We start from the raw sequence: 14,060 nt of genomic DNA, 5'->3' as shown, positions 1-14,060 counted from the left end.
AAGTATTTGATATTATTCAAAAAAGGCCCTACTGTTAGGTAGGGTTTTTTAGTCAAATAATTATGATCAAGAATATTAAATTAAAGTCAGGCCGAGCGTTAGATACAGCCAATACAAATGTTGATGCTTTACCAATTACAGTGTTTGTGGGACCTAATAACTCAGGAAAAAGTCAAATTCTTAGAGAAATAAATCAATTTTGTATAAATGGTAATAATAATTCAAATAATAAGATTATAGATACTATTGAATTTTTAGGTATTCATGAAAATGATGTTGAAGAAGCAATAAATAAAATAAGACTAGAGCCACAATTTAATGAAGTGATTTATCAAGATCATATTTTAGTAGGTCGAAATGGTGAAAGACAACAAGTACATTTACTACATTACAAAAATATTTTAATTAATTCGAATGTACATATTTCTGACTTTTGCAACCACTATTTGAGATACAGTACATTGATTTTAAATGGAAATAATAGAATTAATCTTATAAATACTCAGTCTGCTGGAAATCTTCAAGACCCGCCACATTCAAGTTTCCAAATGCTATTCAGGGATGATGAAAAAAGAGCTCAAGTCAGAAGAATAATTTATGAAGCTTTTGGAAAGTATCTTGTTATCGATCCTACACACTTAGGAAATCTTTCATTACGTTTGTCGAGTAAGAAGCCTGATAATGACTTCGAAGAAAGGGGAATTCATGCCGAAGCTGTAGAGTTTCACAAAAATGCTATGCCTATTGAATATGCAAGTGATGGAGTAAAAGCATTTACTGGTATGGTTACGGAAATGGTAGCGGGTGATCCATCTATTCTTTTAATGGATGAACCTGAAGCATTTTTACATCCGTCTTTAGCATTTAATTTAGGCAAAGAAGTTGCAAGTATTATGTCTCACTCAGATAAGAGATTATTTGTTGCTACGCATAGTCCAAACTTCATTATGGGATGTATCCAGTCTGGTGCACCAGTAAATATAGTTCGCTTAACGTATAGGGATGGGATAGCTACTTCAAGAATTTTACCAAATGAAGATATTCTGAAATTGATGAGAAATCCTTTATTACGTTCTGTAGGTGTATTAAGTGCATTATTTTACGAATTTGTGGTAGTAACAGAGTCAGATGCTGACCGTGCTTTCTATCAGGAAGTTAACGATAGATTGCTCAAATTTACAGACAAGGGAATTCCAAATTGCCTGTTTCTTAATGCGCAGAACAAGCAAACAGTAAAAACTATTATAAAACCACTGCGTCAGTTGGGTATACCAGTAGCTGGTATAGTAGATATTGATATTTTGAAAGAGGGTGGGAGTGTTTGGAGTGACTTCTTAGACTGTGCTTCATTACCAGCGATTGAACGACAGCCTCTAGCACAAACAAGACAAGCACTTAAACAAAAGTTTACTGAGTCTGGACGAGATATGAAAAGAGATGGAGGTATAAATATCTTAACAGGTCAAGATAAAGAAGCTTTGTCTAATCTTTTCCAAAAACTTGCAGAATATGGATTATTTGTGGTCCCCAATGGTGAATTAGAGTCTTGGCTATTAAATTTGGAAGCAACTAGTCATGGACCAAATTGGCTAATTCAAATATTTGAAAAAATGGGTGAAGACCCCAATTCAGGCACATATATTAAACCTGATGATAGTGATGTTTGGGCTTTTATTGAAGAAATTGGAAAATGGTTTTTAAATCCGTGGAAAAAAGGTATTCCTAATTAAAGTATCATTTTAAATAATGTTCGCCCAAATGCCACCATCATTTACAAAAATGGACAATAGACATTCATCACCAGAGGGTTATACTAGTTTCACCATTTTCTAAAAACAACGGAGAACAAAGATGGTTATTGCTGGCTCTAAACCGGGAACAGGTTTCTATTTTTGTGTTCAATGCGGACATCGCGTTTACTTAGAAATTGGTACAGACCGCTTACCACCGTGTACCAAATGCCAAGGCACCCAATATAACGATAAGGTTGCCTAAGCTACAGCAAAAAATAAAACAGAAAAACCTGTTTTAAATAAAAGCCCTATTACCCCATAGGGCTTTTTGCTATTTTAGGTTTATAAAAAAATCACAAATCGCCACAAACAGGTTTGGAGTGCAGTATGGAAACGATCCTCGGTTTATGTATTGGTATTGGACTCAGTGCAGCGTGTGGCTTCCGTATATTCGCACCTTTGCTGGTCATGAGTATCGCTTGTAATCTGAATTGGTTTGAACCGATTCAAGGTTTTGGCTGGCTGGCTTTACCCTCGGTTTGTTTGACACTGGGCATCGCGACCTTATGTGAAATCATCGCTTACTATATTCCCTGGGTGGATAATATCCTTGACATTATTGCCACTCCCGCAGCTGTCATTGCTGGAACGGTATCTACGATGGCAGTAAGTAGTGGGGAAATGTCGCAGTTTATAGCTTGGGCAACCGCATTAATTGTAGGCGGAGGCACCGCTGGAGCAGTACAATTTGGTACGGTGGCTTTGCGAGGTTTATCAACTACCACCACCGGTGGAGTAGGAAATCCGGTCATTTCTACAGGGGAGTGGGTCAGTGCGATCCTGATTTCAATTTTATCCTTCTTGGCACCTGTAATGCTGGTGGTAGTATTAATCATTGCTGCCATCTGGTTCGTACGCTGGTTTAAACAGATCAAGAAAAATAAAGCTGATCCTGGCATAGCATAAATTCTCTAAGTCACTGTTTTAGAAATTTAAAAATGAATAACAAGTTCATATAAAAGGAATAAAAAAACTCTAAAAAGTGATTGATTTTCATCCATGAAAGGCATAATTTTAGTATGGGATTAATAAATACATACTTTTATTATGGTTTTAATTCCTTCCTTTATGAAAAAGAATATGGGGAGTTTGCATGGATATGATCAAGTTTGTGATTGATGAGCATACGACAGACAATGGTGCACATCTGATCCATAATTCAACGATGGGGTGTGAAGACTTGCCTGATCCTAATGCTCAGATTCTGATTGGTTATTTTGCCAATTATGAACTGGCGTATAAGCGTGCGCGCATGAACTGGCCTAGAGAGAAAGTGACCGGTTGTGAAAAATGCTGCAAGGCATAACTCATGAATCAATCAGTAATTGAAAATGAATATGATGTTGAGATTTTTGACCCTGCCATTGTGTAGGGTCATTTTGTTTCAGCTTTCATCTTTCTATGTTAAAAATAATAAGCAACATGTGCCTATACATATGAGATCAGGAAAATGAAAATAGCAAAACTTGCAGTTTTTTTCAGTGCAACCATATTGATCTCGAATGCAGCCGTAGCGCAACAAGCTTTAAAGCCTCAACAGCGCCAGTCACAACAAGATCAAAAAACTTTTCAAGCTTATGTCCCAAAAAACTATTCTTTCTTTGAAGCGGTGAAAGGTGACTTAAATAAAGATGGTGTGCCGGATGCTGTACTGATTGTCAAAGCTACAGATCCTAAAGCTCTAGTTAAAGATGAATATCGTGGAACCTTAGACCGGAACCGCCGAGGTATCATTGTTCTTTTGGGGCAAAAGGACAAGAGTACTTATAAACAGTTTCTGCAAAACCTGAACTGTTTCAGCTCGGATCAGGAAGATGGTGGGGTGTATTATCCACCTGAACTGGTGCCTGAAATTAACAAAGGACTACTGCAGCTTACGTATCAGCATGGACGTTATGGCTATTGGAGCTATAAATTCCGTCTTCAGAATCAGGATATGCGACTGATTGGCTATGACCAGTTTTCTCATCATGGTCCTTTACTTGAGTCGAAAACCAGCTTTAATCTGCTGACTGGCAAGAAAATTTACAGTAAAAATTTAATCACAGATCCGGAGCGCAAACCAAAATATAAAGAAACGCATTCAGTGCATAAAAAGTCACCTATTTATTTATCCAAAATTAAAGACTTTGATCAACTCACATTTTAAATATCTAACTGCCTGAAATTGGCGCACATTTTGCAATTTATTTAATACGAGGATGCAAAGCTTCATCTAATCGTAGAACTTTGACTTAATTTAGTGCGCTTTTATGCACGATAAAGAGGGCAATTGAGTATGGATATGACCAATCACGTTTCTGAATCCCCGAAACTACCGCTTTCTGCACATGCCTGTGCGGCCTGGTCGCTCATATTTGTGCCTTTTTGTGGGGCAATTGGGCTGATCTATTTTGCGCTGGCTTATCTGATCAATCTGAAAGTACTGACATCTGAATTAAGCAAAATGAATAAAGTACTGGCAATTATCATGTCCGGGATGTGTGCCATGAGTGGCTGGTGGTTTACTGCACAATGGTTGCAGGGAACTTTTTAAAGTGAAAAAAGGAGAAAAGGGATAAATAAAATTCCAATAAAGCTCATTTTTTTAAAATAAAACGTCATAAAAATGAGTCAATGAGATTTATTTCTCTGAATTGTCTTTTAAATCGGAATAATTTTTCAAAAATTAGAAAAATGATAAAAACATAGGAAATTAATTCCGTGTGCTCAAGGCTAATATATGTCTCAAGGGTGTGACGGGATCGGAAAGAGTAGCATGCTGTGAGCGGCGCAAAACGCGAGAGCAGTACTTACCCAAAAGGTCTTGATCCGGCTTAGGACGCTATGAACCACAAGTTTGTAGGCTATAAGATCAATTCTTACAAAGATTGATAGTTGAAGTAAACCATCACGAGTTTTCCCAACACCCTAAAAAATTCTCCAGTAAAACCCATTAGAAAATATAAAAATAACTCTTCCATTCAAATCCCCTTAACAGTGTTATATCCGCCATTTCTTTTTATTCAGTCAATTTATGCTAGTCTGGAAATTGAACCATATCCTTTAGGGGAATCGTGATGGAGCTTGATTTCTGGCGGCAATTTTTACTGTATGCATTGTTCGTTAATTACAGCATATTAATATTCTGGTTCCTGATCATTGTCTTTGCCCGCGACTGGGTCAAACAGTTGCATGGAAAATGGTTCCAGCTATCAGATTCAACCTTTGATGCCATTCATTATGCGGGTATGGCACTCTATAAGATTGGTATTTTTCTATTTAATCTAGTGCCTTTATTGGCTTTATATTTGATGTAAATATAGAGAGAAATAATAGATTTGAATCTTTCATTAACGTGATTTTAACCTGTGGTCGAATAGTAATCTCAAAGACCCAGTTCAACTTATTAAAATTGACCAACTAAAAACAACAACATCGCTAAAAGGAGTTCAGGCAAATGAATCAGTTTAAACCCGCCCTGATTTTAGGGGCACTCATCGGTTTGGGAATGATTATAGCGGGATGGATTCTGGGGAATAGTGCCGTCAAGATCAAACAGTATGAACGGATTGTTTCGGTCAAAGGCCTGTCTGAACGTGAAGTTAAGGCAAATGTCGCGGTCTGGCCGATTCGCTTTAGTTCGGCCAGTCAGGATCTAACTCAGCTTTATGACATGATGGAACTACAAACCCAGCAAATCCAGACTTTCCTGAAAGGTGAAGGCTTTAAAGCCGAAGAAATTACCACGGGAGCACCCGTCACCACAGATAAATATGCACAGCAGTATGGTGGTGATGCTAATGTTGCCCTGCGTTATACCGCACATCAAACCATTACCGTGTATACCCATAATATTGATGCAGTACGGGCAGCACAAACCCGTTTAGCAGAACTGGGTAAAAAGGGCATTGCCTTTGGTGGCGATGATTCTGGACAACGAACTGAGTATCTATTTACTGGCTTGAATGACATTAAACCAGCGATGATTGAACAGGCCACACAAAATGCTCGGAGCGTGGCAGAAAAATTTGCAGCTGATTCGCAAAGTCGTCTGGGAAAAATCAAAACCGCTAATCAGGGTCTGTTCAGTATTGAAGATCGCGACAGTAATACACCTTATCTTAAAAAAGTTCGTGTCGTATCTACAGTCGATTACTATCTGGCAGATTAAATTAACCGGAAGCAATTCAGCAGTACGATCTGAGCAGTTTAAATCCGGCTGACCAGGTCGCAAGCCGAGTATAACCTCCTTAAATCAACTTCCTGTAAACGTTCAGATTGACACACTGGATTGACATTGTTATTTTGCGCATCTTTCTCCCCATGCAATTGCGCCATGCCACTAAACGATAACTTTGTTTACTGCCCACCTCAAGATCCACTCAAAATTCTCTATGAAGATGATGATCTGGTGGTGATTGAAAAACCGGCAGGGTTATTATCGGTGCCGGGTCGTCTGCCAGAGCATCATGACAGCGCGTATTTACGTGTGCGCGAGCAATTTCCGGAAGCACGAATTACCCATCGCCTGGATATGGCTACTTCCGGAATTCTGATGTTTGCCAAGCATCGTGATGCAGAAGTAGCAGTCAGTAAAATGTTTCAGGCGCGTACGGTGAATAAGCATTACATCGCTTTAGTACAAGGCAAACTGGTAGGTGAGGGCGAAGTCAATGCCCCACTCATCACTGACTGGGAAAATCGGCCACGTCAGATGGTACATACGGAACTGGGCAAGCCCTCTAAAACCCTGTATCAAGTTTTGGATTATGATGTGGCACAAGATATTAGCCGTGTCTTACTAACGCCGATTACCGGGCGTTCGCATCAACTGCGTGTGCATATGATGCATATTGGTCATCCAATTACTGGCGATAAAATCTATCACCCTGAACCATTGCGCAGTCCGCTGCAACGTATGGCCCTGCATGCCAGTTATCTTGCATTTACCCAGCCCTTAAGTGATAAACCGGTAGAAATTTACGGTAGTGTGCCTTTTTAATGTTGTCTAGTTTCAACTCTATGTTTTATTAAATAATATTTGAGTTTGTGGAATGGATGCAGAACACTTTATTCATCTATTGCGTTGTATAAAGTGTGAGAAAATATTTCATATTTTTTCTTTAATTCTCCAAATTTACTTATTTTTTGATCTAAAAAGCATTAATTTAAATATAGTTATGTGCTTTGTTGAACCATGTAAATTTATAAGTTTACCTATCTTAATACTGTCTTATGAGGAAAATTAAATTTTTAAAAAGATCAAAATTTGGTAAATTTAAGTATATGTTATTAAAAAATATTATATTTTAATTCTATTAAAAATTAAGGAGTATAATATTATTTAATTAAATTCAATAACTTACTGTCTATCTTATAAGTTAATTCATACTTAAAGCTTTAATATTTTTATTCTGGCAAGATTTCAAGAGATAAAACAGTAAAATTCAACAAAAATATCAATATTATTAAATATTTATACCTAATTCTAGTGATAGGATTTTTGAGAAAATCAGTGCAAAATAAAAATCTTTCACAAGTTCTTTGGTTTGATTTAAAGCATTTTTCTTATTTTATTTTTTTAATTAGGGCACGGACGATGTTAAGCATTATTTTATTCGTTCTGGTGGGGATACTATCTGGCGTACTTGCAGTCACACTAAACAAATTAAAATCCCTGCGTGGAAACCTCGATGTTTTACAGGACAATCTGGATCATGCACGTCATAAACTGACGGATTATGAACAACAGGTAGAAGATAGTGAGTACGAGTTATCTCAGCTACGCGTGCAGATCAGTAGTTTACGCACGACTTTAGAAAAATATAAGAAATACCAGGAGATCTGCGAAATTGAACAATATGTCATTAACCGTACCTTACAGGCTGAAAATTTTGTAGAAATGACCAAGGTTGATGCTTCAATCATGGTGGATGACATTAAAGGCTATATCGAACGGGTGAAAGCATTTATAGAGGCTTATCAGGCTAAGGCAATTCAAAAGGTGGATCAGCAGGCACGGGAAAAACTGCAACGCTATTATAAACAGGCACAAGAAGAATATCGCTTGCAGGATGTGGTTACTGCCTTAGAGCATAAAATTCATGGTTATCAGCATGGATTCTCGCTAGCAGCTAAAGATGTTTTGACTGAATTAATAGAGGGTTATCAGGAGCAAGATGCTGCAAGACATTTACAGGATATTCATGAGCAGATTGGGCAGGCGATTCGAGACAAAAAAGTTGCGCAATGCAACTATGTCGATGAAGATCGCCGTAATACCACCATGGATATGATCAGTCTGGCCTTTAACAGCCGTGCCGACCTGTATCTGTCTCGTTTAACTGTAGATAATCTGGGACAGATGCTACAGGCACTACAAGATGATTTTTATTTAATTAATCATAAAGGACGTGATTTAAGTCAGGCCCGCATTCAGCAATCGTATCTGGATTTACGTTTGCAAGAACTCAAGTTTGCAGCCTTGCTTCTGGAATTAAAGAAAACACCAGGAAAAGTTCTTCACCTGGCTTAAGCCGCTTAGTCAAAAAAATTAGGCGTAAAATGAGGATGAAAATATCTCCAAAATAAGCAGTCAAAAGTATCTCTACCAGTTAAAAGTTAAAGAGATACTTTAAAAATAAAACTTCAATTTGATATATAAAATCAGTCATTTAAAAACTGTAAAAAATATTATTTTTCCTATCGTATCCTGTATAAAAATCAGCTAATCTAATTTGTATAATAAAACGGCAGCATAATAAGGACAGCCCTATGTCACGTGATTATCAGCAGTTCCCGGATGATGAAAATGGCAATGTACTCTGGCAGATGTTTCAGGATGGCGATGATCTGACTGAAGCACATGAAATTGAATTTTCGATTGCATTTAACGAAGAATCTCAAGCCGATCGCTGTGCTTTGCATCTATTAAAAGAAGAACAGAAAATCAGCCTGTTCCAGGACGAAGAAAGCGATACACTCGAGTGGGTGATCACGATTTTCGTTTATATGGAACCGAGCTACGAAGATATTGTTGATCTGGAGCAATGGTTTACCAAAATCGCGAGCGAATTTGGTGGCGTTTATGATGGTTGGGGCTGTATGGCTTATGTATATGACGACATCGACGATGATGATACGCCTTTGACCAGTTAAGCTAAATTACCGTTGAATATAGAATGAAGAGTATAAGCCCAGCCTATCTGGGCTTTTTCTTCTGGTGAATCAACAGTTTCTTAATGAATAATTTAAACTGATACTATTTAAAATGAGCAGAGAAATTGTAGAAATTAAATCCATATAAAATATAAGGTATAAAATGCTATAATGATTTTTTGATTTATCCATTTCTTATTTTTATTTTTGAGGTTCTTATGAGTCTACCCCATTGTCCAAAATGCCAGTCTGAATACACCTACGAAGATGGGGATTTACTGATTTGTCCTGAATGTTCGCATGAATGGAAAGAGGGTGAAGATACAGAAGAGCAGCTAATCATTAAGGATGCCAATGGTAATGTTCTTGCTGATGGTGATAGTGTAACAGTGATCAAAGACCTGAAAATTAAAGGTTCATCATCTGTGGTGAAAGTTGGCACTAAAGTAAAAAGTATTCGCCTGTTGCCAGATGCTGCAGATGGTCATGATATTGACTGTAAAATTGAAGGTATTGGCGCAATGAAGCTCAAGTCTGAATATGTGAAAAAAGCATAATCCAGTCCTGATCTGTTTTAATCTATTAAAGTTTGAACCAGAATGGCGGTTTAAAAAATAAGCCGTCATCACCTGCCTTGGCTTACATTTTATTTCACACGGGGCATAATCAAGAAAAAATACTGAGTAAATAAAACCTCATGCCTCATCTTCATATTGAATATTCAGATAATATCCAGAATCTGGAGGTCAAGCCGATGCTGCTTAAGATTCACCAGGCCTTATATACTGCAAATTATATTCAGGATCCGAATGATTTAAAAAGCCGGGCAATTTGTCAGCAGAATTATGTGATTGGACTGGATTTGAATACCACTCAGGCCTATGTGCATGCAAAAGTATCCTTATTGTCAGGGCGTAGTCCTGAATTGAAACAGGCAATTTCCCAGTGTGTCTTAGCAGTGCTGCGACAGCATGTACCAGCCCAGCAGGGTTTGACAATACAGCTCTGTGTAGAAATCATAGAAATGCCAAAGGACTGTTATAGTAAAGCCTTTATTTAACTTTAGTTTAACAATACTTGTATGTTGTTGGAATTATAGGTATTGTTTCTCGGGATTGTTATATTGTGACAAAACTAAAATCTCACAAACAGTGAAAAATAACTTAAATAAGCTTAAATTAACCAGGTTCCTTCTTAAGTTTTATGGAAGGTGTTTAGCTAACAATAAAATGATCTTTAAAAAATGAACTTTATGGGGCTTTTAATATATTTGATGATCTTAACTAGTTAAGGTTTTTTTGCTGTAATTCTAAAAAAATCTATGTCCTTCTGTAGGGGCAGATTGCAGTGATTATTTGACCATTTAAAAAATATAAGAGAATAGAGATGAAAATATTCGGGGACGCATCTTTAGGTAGAGAAATAGTTGATTTATTACATGAATGGGATAGTGCAATAACAGGCTTGGATATTCAGAATGTGCTTAAGTTGTGTGTATCAGATGTCAGGTTTTTTGATTTAAGTACAGAAGTTCATGGTCTGGAAGCTTATGAACAGAAATGGAATCTTTACAAGCCTTATATGCTGCATGGAGTGACCATACAGCGACATGATGTGACAATCCACGTAGAGCCTCATTTAGCTTTCATTCATGGTTATGTAAAACTTACACCAGCAAATGCTGAAAAAGTAAAATGGCTTCCCTCAGTGAAATGGTGTCGTACTAGCTTATGTTTGAAAAAGGAACAAGGGCAATGGAAAATGATGCATCAGCATATTTCGGTACCGGTAGAGATTGAAACACATAGCATGAAAGTATTAGAGCTAACCATTTAAATCTATAATGACATTATTTATATGAATTCATTCGCTATTTGAGTCCTCTACTATAGGACAATATTTTAAGTTGAATTCCAATAAAAAAAAGAGCCTGAATGATTTAGGCTCTTTTTATTTGCAGAATGAGTATTAACCAAAGCGTTTTGGAATTTTCTGTCCATTAGGTATAGGGGTTTCAGCATTTTTTAATACACCGAATAACCAGGTTTCAGCATGCTGTACGGCAGTCTTGAGCTGATCGCCTAATGCTAAACGACCGGCAATGAAACTGGCCAGTGAACAGCCTGAACCATGATATTCACCCTCCAGACGAGCACAACGGGTCTGGTTCACCAGCTCACCCTGAATATATAAACTGTTCTGGATATAATCGGGAGTATCTTCATGACCTCCTTTGACCAGTATAGCTTTGGCACCCATGGCAAACAGTTTTTGTGTCGCAAGTTCCAGATCCTGCTCACCTGTCAGTGCACGTAATTCCACTGTGTTCGGTGTAATAATAGTTGCATGAGGGATCAATTGGGTAAAAGCCTTGACCAAGGTTGCTTGATCTCCCAATGAGCCACCACTGTTCGCGACAAGTACCGGATCAAGCACATAAAAATATTCAGGATGCTCAGCAAGAAACTCGGCTAGGGCTGCAATATTGTCAGTAGTACCAAGCATGCCGGATTTGACACCACAGATGGGCAAGTCACCGACTACCGCATGAGCTTGTGCAAGCAGCAGACTTTTTGATGTTGCTTCAAAACCAAATACCTGTTGAGAGTTCTGAATGGTAAGGGCGGTACAGGCTATCGCAGCATGAGCCCCGCTTTGGCCAATAGCTTCAATATCAGCCTGGAGACCTGCTCCACCTGAAGGATCCAAACCTGAAAAGCATAGTACTGTAGGGCGCAAAACGATGTCCTTAAACTCTAGATTTGCGTTAGTATAGGCAAAATTTCATGAACACTCGATACTCATTTGCATCGAAGTAACCGGAGGACTGTGGTGATTCAGAATATCCTGATTGATCTGGATGGAACCTTAACTGATCCTAAAGTAGGGATTACTACTTCAGCACGTTATGGCTTGGAAAAAATTGGTCATCCTATTAGTCTCGATACCAATATTGACTGGATTATTGGACCACCGCTTAAAGCCTCACTCGCTAAAATTCTAAACGTTGCAAGCAATCACGTGCTGGCAGAGCAGGCACTAGAAGCCTATCGGGAACGTTTTGCAGTCACCGGGCTGTATGAAAATAAAGTCTTTCCCGAAGTGGCTGAAACTTTAGCTGAACTCAAACGCCGTGGATATCGACTATTTCTTGCGACTGCTAAACCCACCGTTTATGCACGACAGATTCTTGAACACTTTGAGCTAGATCAATATTTTAAAGGCATTTACGGCAGTGAGCTAAATGGTGATCGTACCAACAAAGGTGACCTGATCGAATACCTCTTGCAGCAAGAGCAGTTAGATCCAGCTACTTGTATCATGGTTGGAGATCGTGAGCATGACATTTTTGGTGCTAGACATAATGGGATAGAAACTATTGCAGTTACTTATGGCTATGGTTCACCAGAAGAATTTGCTCAAGCTGAGCCCAAATTTCAGATTCAACGCTTTAATGAAGTTTTTGATTGTCTAGGTAAATAATTTTTATATTTTAAAATTCTACGCTTTGTATATTTAAAATAATCTCGATTTATATTTCATGATTCGAGATTATTTTCTAGTTATTTAATTAACATATTTATATAAAGAGTAAATTAAATTATAAACTTATTATATTAAATTTAAGCTATTAAATAGTGGATTAATAACCTGTTTATAAATTTGTAATTCATGTGTTAAATCAAGTAACTTATTTGTTGTTAAGTGTAATTAATTTACAAATATACAATTAACTAGATATAAAAGCTTATAATTTAATATAAATCATTGAAATACATAATAATAAAATTAATATAAATTTTCTAATATAATTCATCAATAAATTGTATATAAATATAAATCAATAGCTTAAATCATATTAATTAATAAAATTAAACTTCAATTTAAAATTACTACATAATAATAATAAAATCTTACTTATTTTATGGTTTTAACTTGGATTTACTCCTGCTATGAAGAGCTGGTTGGGAATTATACACGGCGCGACTCATCATAAGAATATTCAGGAGTTTCTCTCATGGCTAGCATTGATATATTGGCTAAGAATAATGGACAAATTATTCAAAGTTTAAATGCCGATTCGGTTATATTAAATCAAAATTCCGTAGTTAAAATTGGCGTCAAAATAGAGGATGTTGCCAATATTTTAAGAGAAGGAAATGCGGCAGTTATCACACTTAAAAACGGTGAAAAAATTGTTGTAGAAAATTATTTCGACCCCGCGGTGAATGAAAGTTTACTTGTTTTTGAAGGGAATAATGGTGAGCTGTACTGGGCAGAATTTACCGACAGTTCAGGTCAATTATTAGATGTAGTTAAATACAACCCGATTACTGAGGAAGCCCTTCTTGGAGGAGAGGCAACTGACTTACTACCTTGGATTGGTGGAGCATTAGCTGTTGGGGGAATTGCAGCAGCGGTAGGTGGATCGGGTGGTTCAAGTAGTTCAAAAGATTCTACACCAGTAAATCCAATGGAAAATGCTGAAAGGCTAGTATCTCAAGCTGAAACGACTTATCAGAATGCATTAGAAATACTAGAACAAGCACAACAAGATGGCTTAATTACCCCTGAAGAACAACAAGCAGTTCAGGATGCGATTAATACAGCGGAAGAAGCAAAACAAGTTGCCCAAGATGCAGTAAATACTCTACCAGCTGGTACTGATAAAGAAGGTCTACAAGATCGCCTGGATGACCTTGTCGATATCGTAGTTCCACCGGTGAATGATGCCAATGAAAATGGCATTGATGATGGAGATCTTGAAGCCGAAGCAGCTGCCGAATTGGTTGCAGCAGCAGAAGCAGCACGTGCTGAACAACAAGAGATCTTGGATGGTCTTACAGATGCAGATGACAATGGTCTTATTACACCAGAAGAATATGCACAGGCTGAAGAAAGATTAGAAGAACTGCAAGGAATTGTAGATGTAGCGAAAGAACTTGCTCAAAACGCTGTCACAGGACTAGATGATGGTCCTGCAAAAGACACATTACAAGATCGTCTGGATGCGATTGAGGATCTTGTAATTCCAGCAATCACTGACTTTGATGGTGATGGTGATGTCGATGCTGATGATGCTGCAATCCAGGCACAACTTGATGCAGCGACAACAGCAGTAGAAGA

18 protein-coding genes are annotated in these 14,060 nt (G+C 37.5%); 16 read left to right on the top strand and 2 right to left on the bottom strand.

Annotation, left to right across the window (positions count from 1 at the left end; all coding sequences use genetic code 11):
• Positions 1 to 62 precede the first annotated feature (62 nt).
• The 8 genes from F899_RS12615 (at position 63) to F899_RS12585 (ending at position 5,946) form a co-directional block, all read left to right on the top strand.
• Entirely contained in the window at positions 63 to 1,730 is a 1,668-nt protein-coding gene (locus F899_RS12615) for an ATP-dependent nuclease (protein WP_004814543.1), read from the top strand.
• A gap of 121 nt (positions 1,731 to 1,851) precedes the next feature.
• Positions 1,852 to 1,995, top strand: a complete 144-nt coding sequence (locus F899_RS15455; protein WP_004814545.1) for a zinc ribbon-containing protein — start codon at positions 1,852 to 1,854, stop codon at positions 1,993 to 1,995.
• 125 nt (positions 1,996 to 2,120) lie between these two features.
• A complete protein-coding gene (locus F899_RS12610) occupies positions 2,121 to 2,699 on the top strand; it encodes a DUF4126 domain-containing protein (protein WP_004814547.1) in 579 nt (192 codons plus the stop codon).
• Positions 2,700 to 2,886: 187 nt separating this feature from the next.
• Positions 2,887 to 3,099 carry a hypothetical protein gene (locus F899_RS12605; RefSeq protein WP_004814551.1) on the top strand — a complete coding sequence of 71 codons (213 nt, stop codon included), beginning with the start codon at positions 2,887 to 2,889 and terminating at the stop codon, positions 3,097 to 3,099.
• 144 nt (positions 3,100 to 3,243) lie between these two features.
• Positions 3,244 to 3,942 (top strand): hypothetical protein, encoded by a 699-nt coding sequence (locus tag F899_RS12600; protein WP_005223127.1) that lies wholly within the window; start codon positions 3,244 to 3,246, stop codon positions 3,940 to 3,942.
• A 129-nt stretch (positions 3,943 to 4,071) separates the two neighbouring features.
• The gene (locus tag F899_RS12595; protein ID WP_004814555.1) at positions 4,072 to 4,329 is read left to right on the top strand and encodes a hypothetical protein; all 258 of its coding nucleotides are present in this window, start codon (positions 4,072 to 4,074) and stop codon (positions 4,327 to 4,329) included.
• A 523-nt stretch (positions 4,330 to 4,852) separates the two neighbouring features.
• Complete coding sequence (locus tag F899_RS12590) at positions 4,853 to 5,092, top strand: DUF6868 family protein (protein ID WP_004814557.1); 240 nt, start codon at positions 4,853 to 4,855, stop codon at positions 5,090 to 5,092.
• Between the two features lie 140 nt (positions 5,093 to 5,232).
• Entirely contained in the window at positions 5,233 to 5,946 is a 714-nt protein-coding gene (locus tag F899_RS12585; protein WP_005223125.1) for an SIMPL domain-containing protein, read from the top strand.
• Positions 5,947 to 5,984: 38 nt separating this feature from the next.
• Here F899_RS12585 and F899_RS15945 read toward each other — a convergent pair whose 3' ends face one another.
• Positions 5,985 to 6,113, bottom strand: a complete 129-nt coding sequence (locus F899_RS15945) for a hypothetical protein (protein ID WP_264821565.1) — start codon at positions 6,111 to 6,113, stop codon at positions 5,985 to 5,987.
• Here F899_RS15945 and F899_RS12580 point away from each other — a divergent pair.
• From F899_RS12580 to F899_RS12555, 6 genes are all read left to right on the top strand, one after another.
• Positions 6,112 to 6,777, top strand: coding sequence for an RluA family pseudouridine synthase (locus tag F899_RS12580; RefSeq protein ID WP_005223123.1), 666 nt, complete (start codon positions 6,112 to 6,114; stop codon positions 6,775 to 6,777). The genes F899_RS15945 and F899_RS12580 overlap by 2 nt on opposite strands.
• Before the next feature lie 597 nt (positions 6,778 to 7,374).
• Positions 7,375 to 8,310, top strand: a complete 936-nt coding sequence (locus tag F899_RS12575; protein ID WP_005223119.1) for an SNIPE associated domain-containing protein — start codon at positions 7,375 to 7,377, stop codon at positions 8,308 to 8,310.
• Between the two features lie 239 nt (positions 8,311 to 8,549).
• On the top strand, positions 8,550 to 8,933 hold the full coding sequence (locus F899_RS12570; RefSeq protein ID WP_004814565.1) for a ribonuclease E inhibitor RraB: 384 nt from the start codon (positions 8,550 to 8,552) through the stop codon (positions 8,931 to 8,933).
• 218 nt (positions 8,934 to 9,151) lie between these two features.
• Positions 9,152 to 9,490 (top strand): zinc ribbon domain-containing protein YjdM, encoded by a 339-nt coding sequence (locus tag F899_RS12565; RefSeq protein WP_004814566.1) that lies wholly within the window; start codon positions 9,152 to 9,154, stop codon positions 9,488 to 9,490.
• Positions 9,491 to 9,630: 140 nt separating this feature from the next.
• A complete protein-coding gene (locus F899_RS12560; RefSeq protein ID WP_017401434.1) occupies positions 9,631 to 9,993 on the top strand; it encodes a 5-carboxymethyl-2-hydroxymuconate Delta-isomerase in 363 nt (120 codons plus the stop codon).
• 326 nt (positions 9,994 to 10,319) lie between these two features.
• Positions 10,320 to 10,769 (top strand): YybH family protein, encoded by a 450-nt coding sequence (locus tag F899_RS12555; protein ID WP_004814571.1) that lies wholly within the window; start codon positions 10,320 to 10,322, stop codon positions 10,767 to 10,769.
• A gap of 132 nt (positions 10,770 to 10,901) precedes the next feature.
• Here F899_RS12555 and F899_RS12550 read toward each other — a convergent pair whose 3' ends face one another.
• Positions 10,902 to 11,672: a hydroxymethylpyrimidine/phosphomethylpyrimidine kinase gene (locus tag F899_RS12550; RefSeq protein ID WP_004814574.1), complete on the bottom strand. Its 771-nt coding sequence runs from the start codon at positions 11,670 to 11,672 to the stop codon at positions 10,902 to 10,904.
• Positions 11,673 to 11,765: 93 nt separating this feature from the next.
• On the opposite strand from F899_RS12550, the gene F899_RS12545 reads away from it, so the two are divergent.
• Positions 11,766 to 12,416: an HAD-IA family hydrolase gene (locus F899_RS12545; RefSeq protein ID WP_004814576.1), complete on the top strand. Its 651-nt coding sequence runs from the start codon at positions 11,766 to 11,768 to the stop codon at positions 12,414 to 12,416.
• A 535-nt stretch (positions 12,417 to 12,951) separates the two neighbouring features.
• Positions 12,952 to 14,060: GA-like domain-containing protein (locus F899_RS15190; protein WP_005223118.1), on the top strand; the 1,109-nt coding region annotated here is incomplete at its 3' end.

This window comes from Acinetobacter sp. CIP 101934 (genome assembly GCF_000369585.1).
Classification (GTDB): Bacteria; Pseudomonadota; Gammaproteobacteria; order Pseudomonadales; family Moraxellaceae; genus Acinetobacter; species Acinetobacter schindleri.
This window is presented reverse-complemented; position numbering and strand designations above follow the sequence as displayed.

Coding starts and splice junctions, on each gene's coding strand:
- F899_RS15455 (WP_004814545.1), top strand. CDS start 1,852: ATGGTTATTGCTGGCTCTAAACCGGGAACAGGTTTCTATTTTTGTGTT.
- F899_RS12600 (WP_005223127.1), top strand. CDS start 3,244: ATGAAAATAGCAAAACTTGCAGTTTTTTTCAGTGCAACCATATTGATC.
- F899_RS12610 (WP_004814547.1), top strand. CDS start 2,121: ATGGAAACGATCCTCGGTTTATGTATTGGTATTGGACTCAGTGCAGCG.
- F899_RS12585 (WP_005223125.1), top strand. CDS start 5,233: ATGAATCAGTTTAAACCCGCCCTGATTTTAGGGGCACTCATCGGTTTG.
- F899_RS12590 (WP_004814557.1), top strand. CDS start 4,853: ATGGAGCTTGATTTCTGGCGGCAATTTTTACTGTATGCATTGTTCGTT.
- F899_RS12565 (WP_004814566.1), top strand. CDS start 9,152: ATGAGTCTACCCCATTGTCCAAAATGCCAGTCTGAATACACCTACGAA.
- F899_RS15945 (WP_264821565.1), bottom strand. CDS start 6,113: ATGGCGCAATTGCATGGGGAGAAAGATGCGCAAAATAACAATGTCAAT.
- F899_RS12555 (WP_004814571.1), top strand. CDS start 10,320: ATGAAAATATTCGGGGACGCATCTTTAGGTAGAGAAATAGTTGATTTA.
- F899_RS12615 (WP_004814543.1), top strand. CDS start 63: ATGATCAAGAATATTAAATTAAAGTCAGGCCGAGCGTTAGATACAGCC.
- F899_RS12570 (WP_004814565.1), top strand. CDS start 8,550: ATGTCACGTGATTATCAGCAGTTCCCGGATGATGAAAATGGCAATGTA.
- F899_RS12605 (WP_004814551.1), top strand. CDS start 2,887: ATGGATATGATCAAGTTTGTGATTGATGAGCATACGACAGACAATGGT.
- F899_RS12560 (WP_017401434.1), top strand. CDS start 9,631: ATGCCTCATCTTCATATTGAATATTCAGATAATATCCAGAATCTGGAG.
- F899_RS12575 (WP_005223119.1), top strand. CDS start 7,375: ATGTTAAGCATTATTTTATTCGTTCTGGTGGGGATACTATCTGGCGTA.
- F899_RS12595 (WP_004814555.1), top strand. CDS start 4,072: ATGGATATGACCAATCACGTTTCTGAATCCCCGAAACTACCGCTTTCT.
- F899_RS12580 (WP_005223123.1), top strand. CDS start 6,112: ATGCCACTAAACGATAACTTTGTTTACTGCCCACCTCAAGATCCACTC.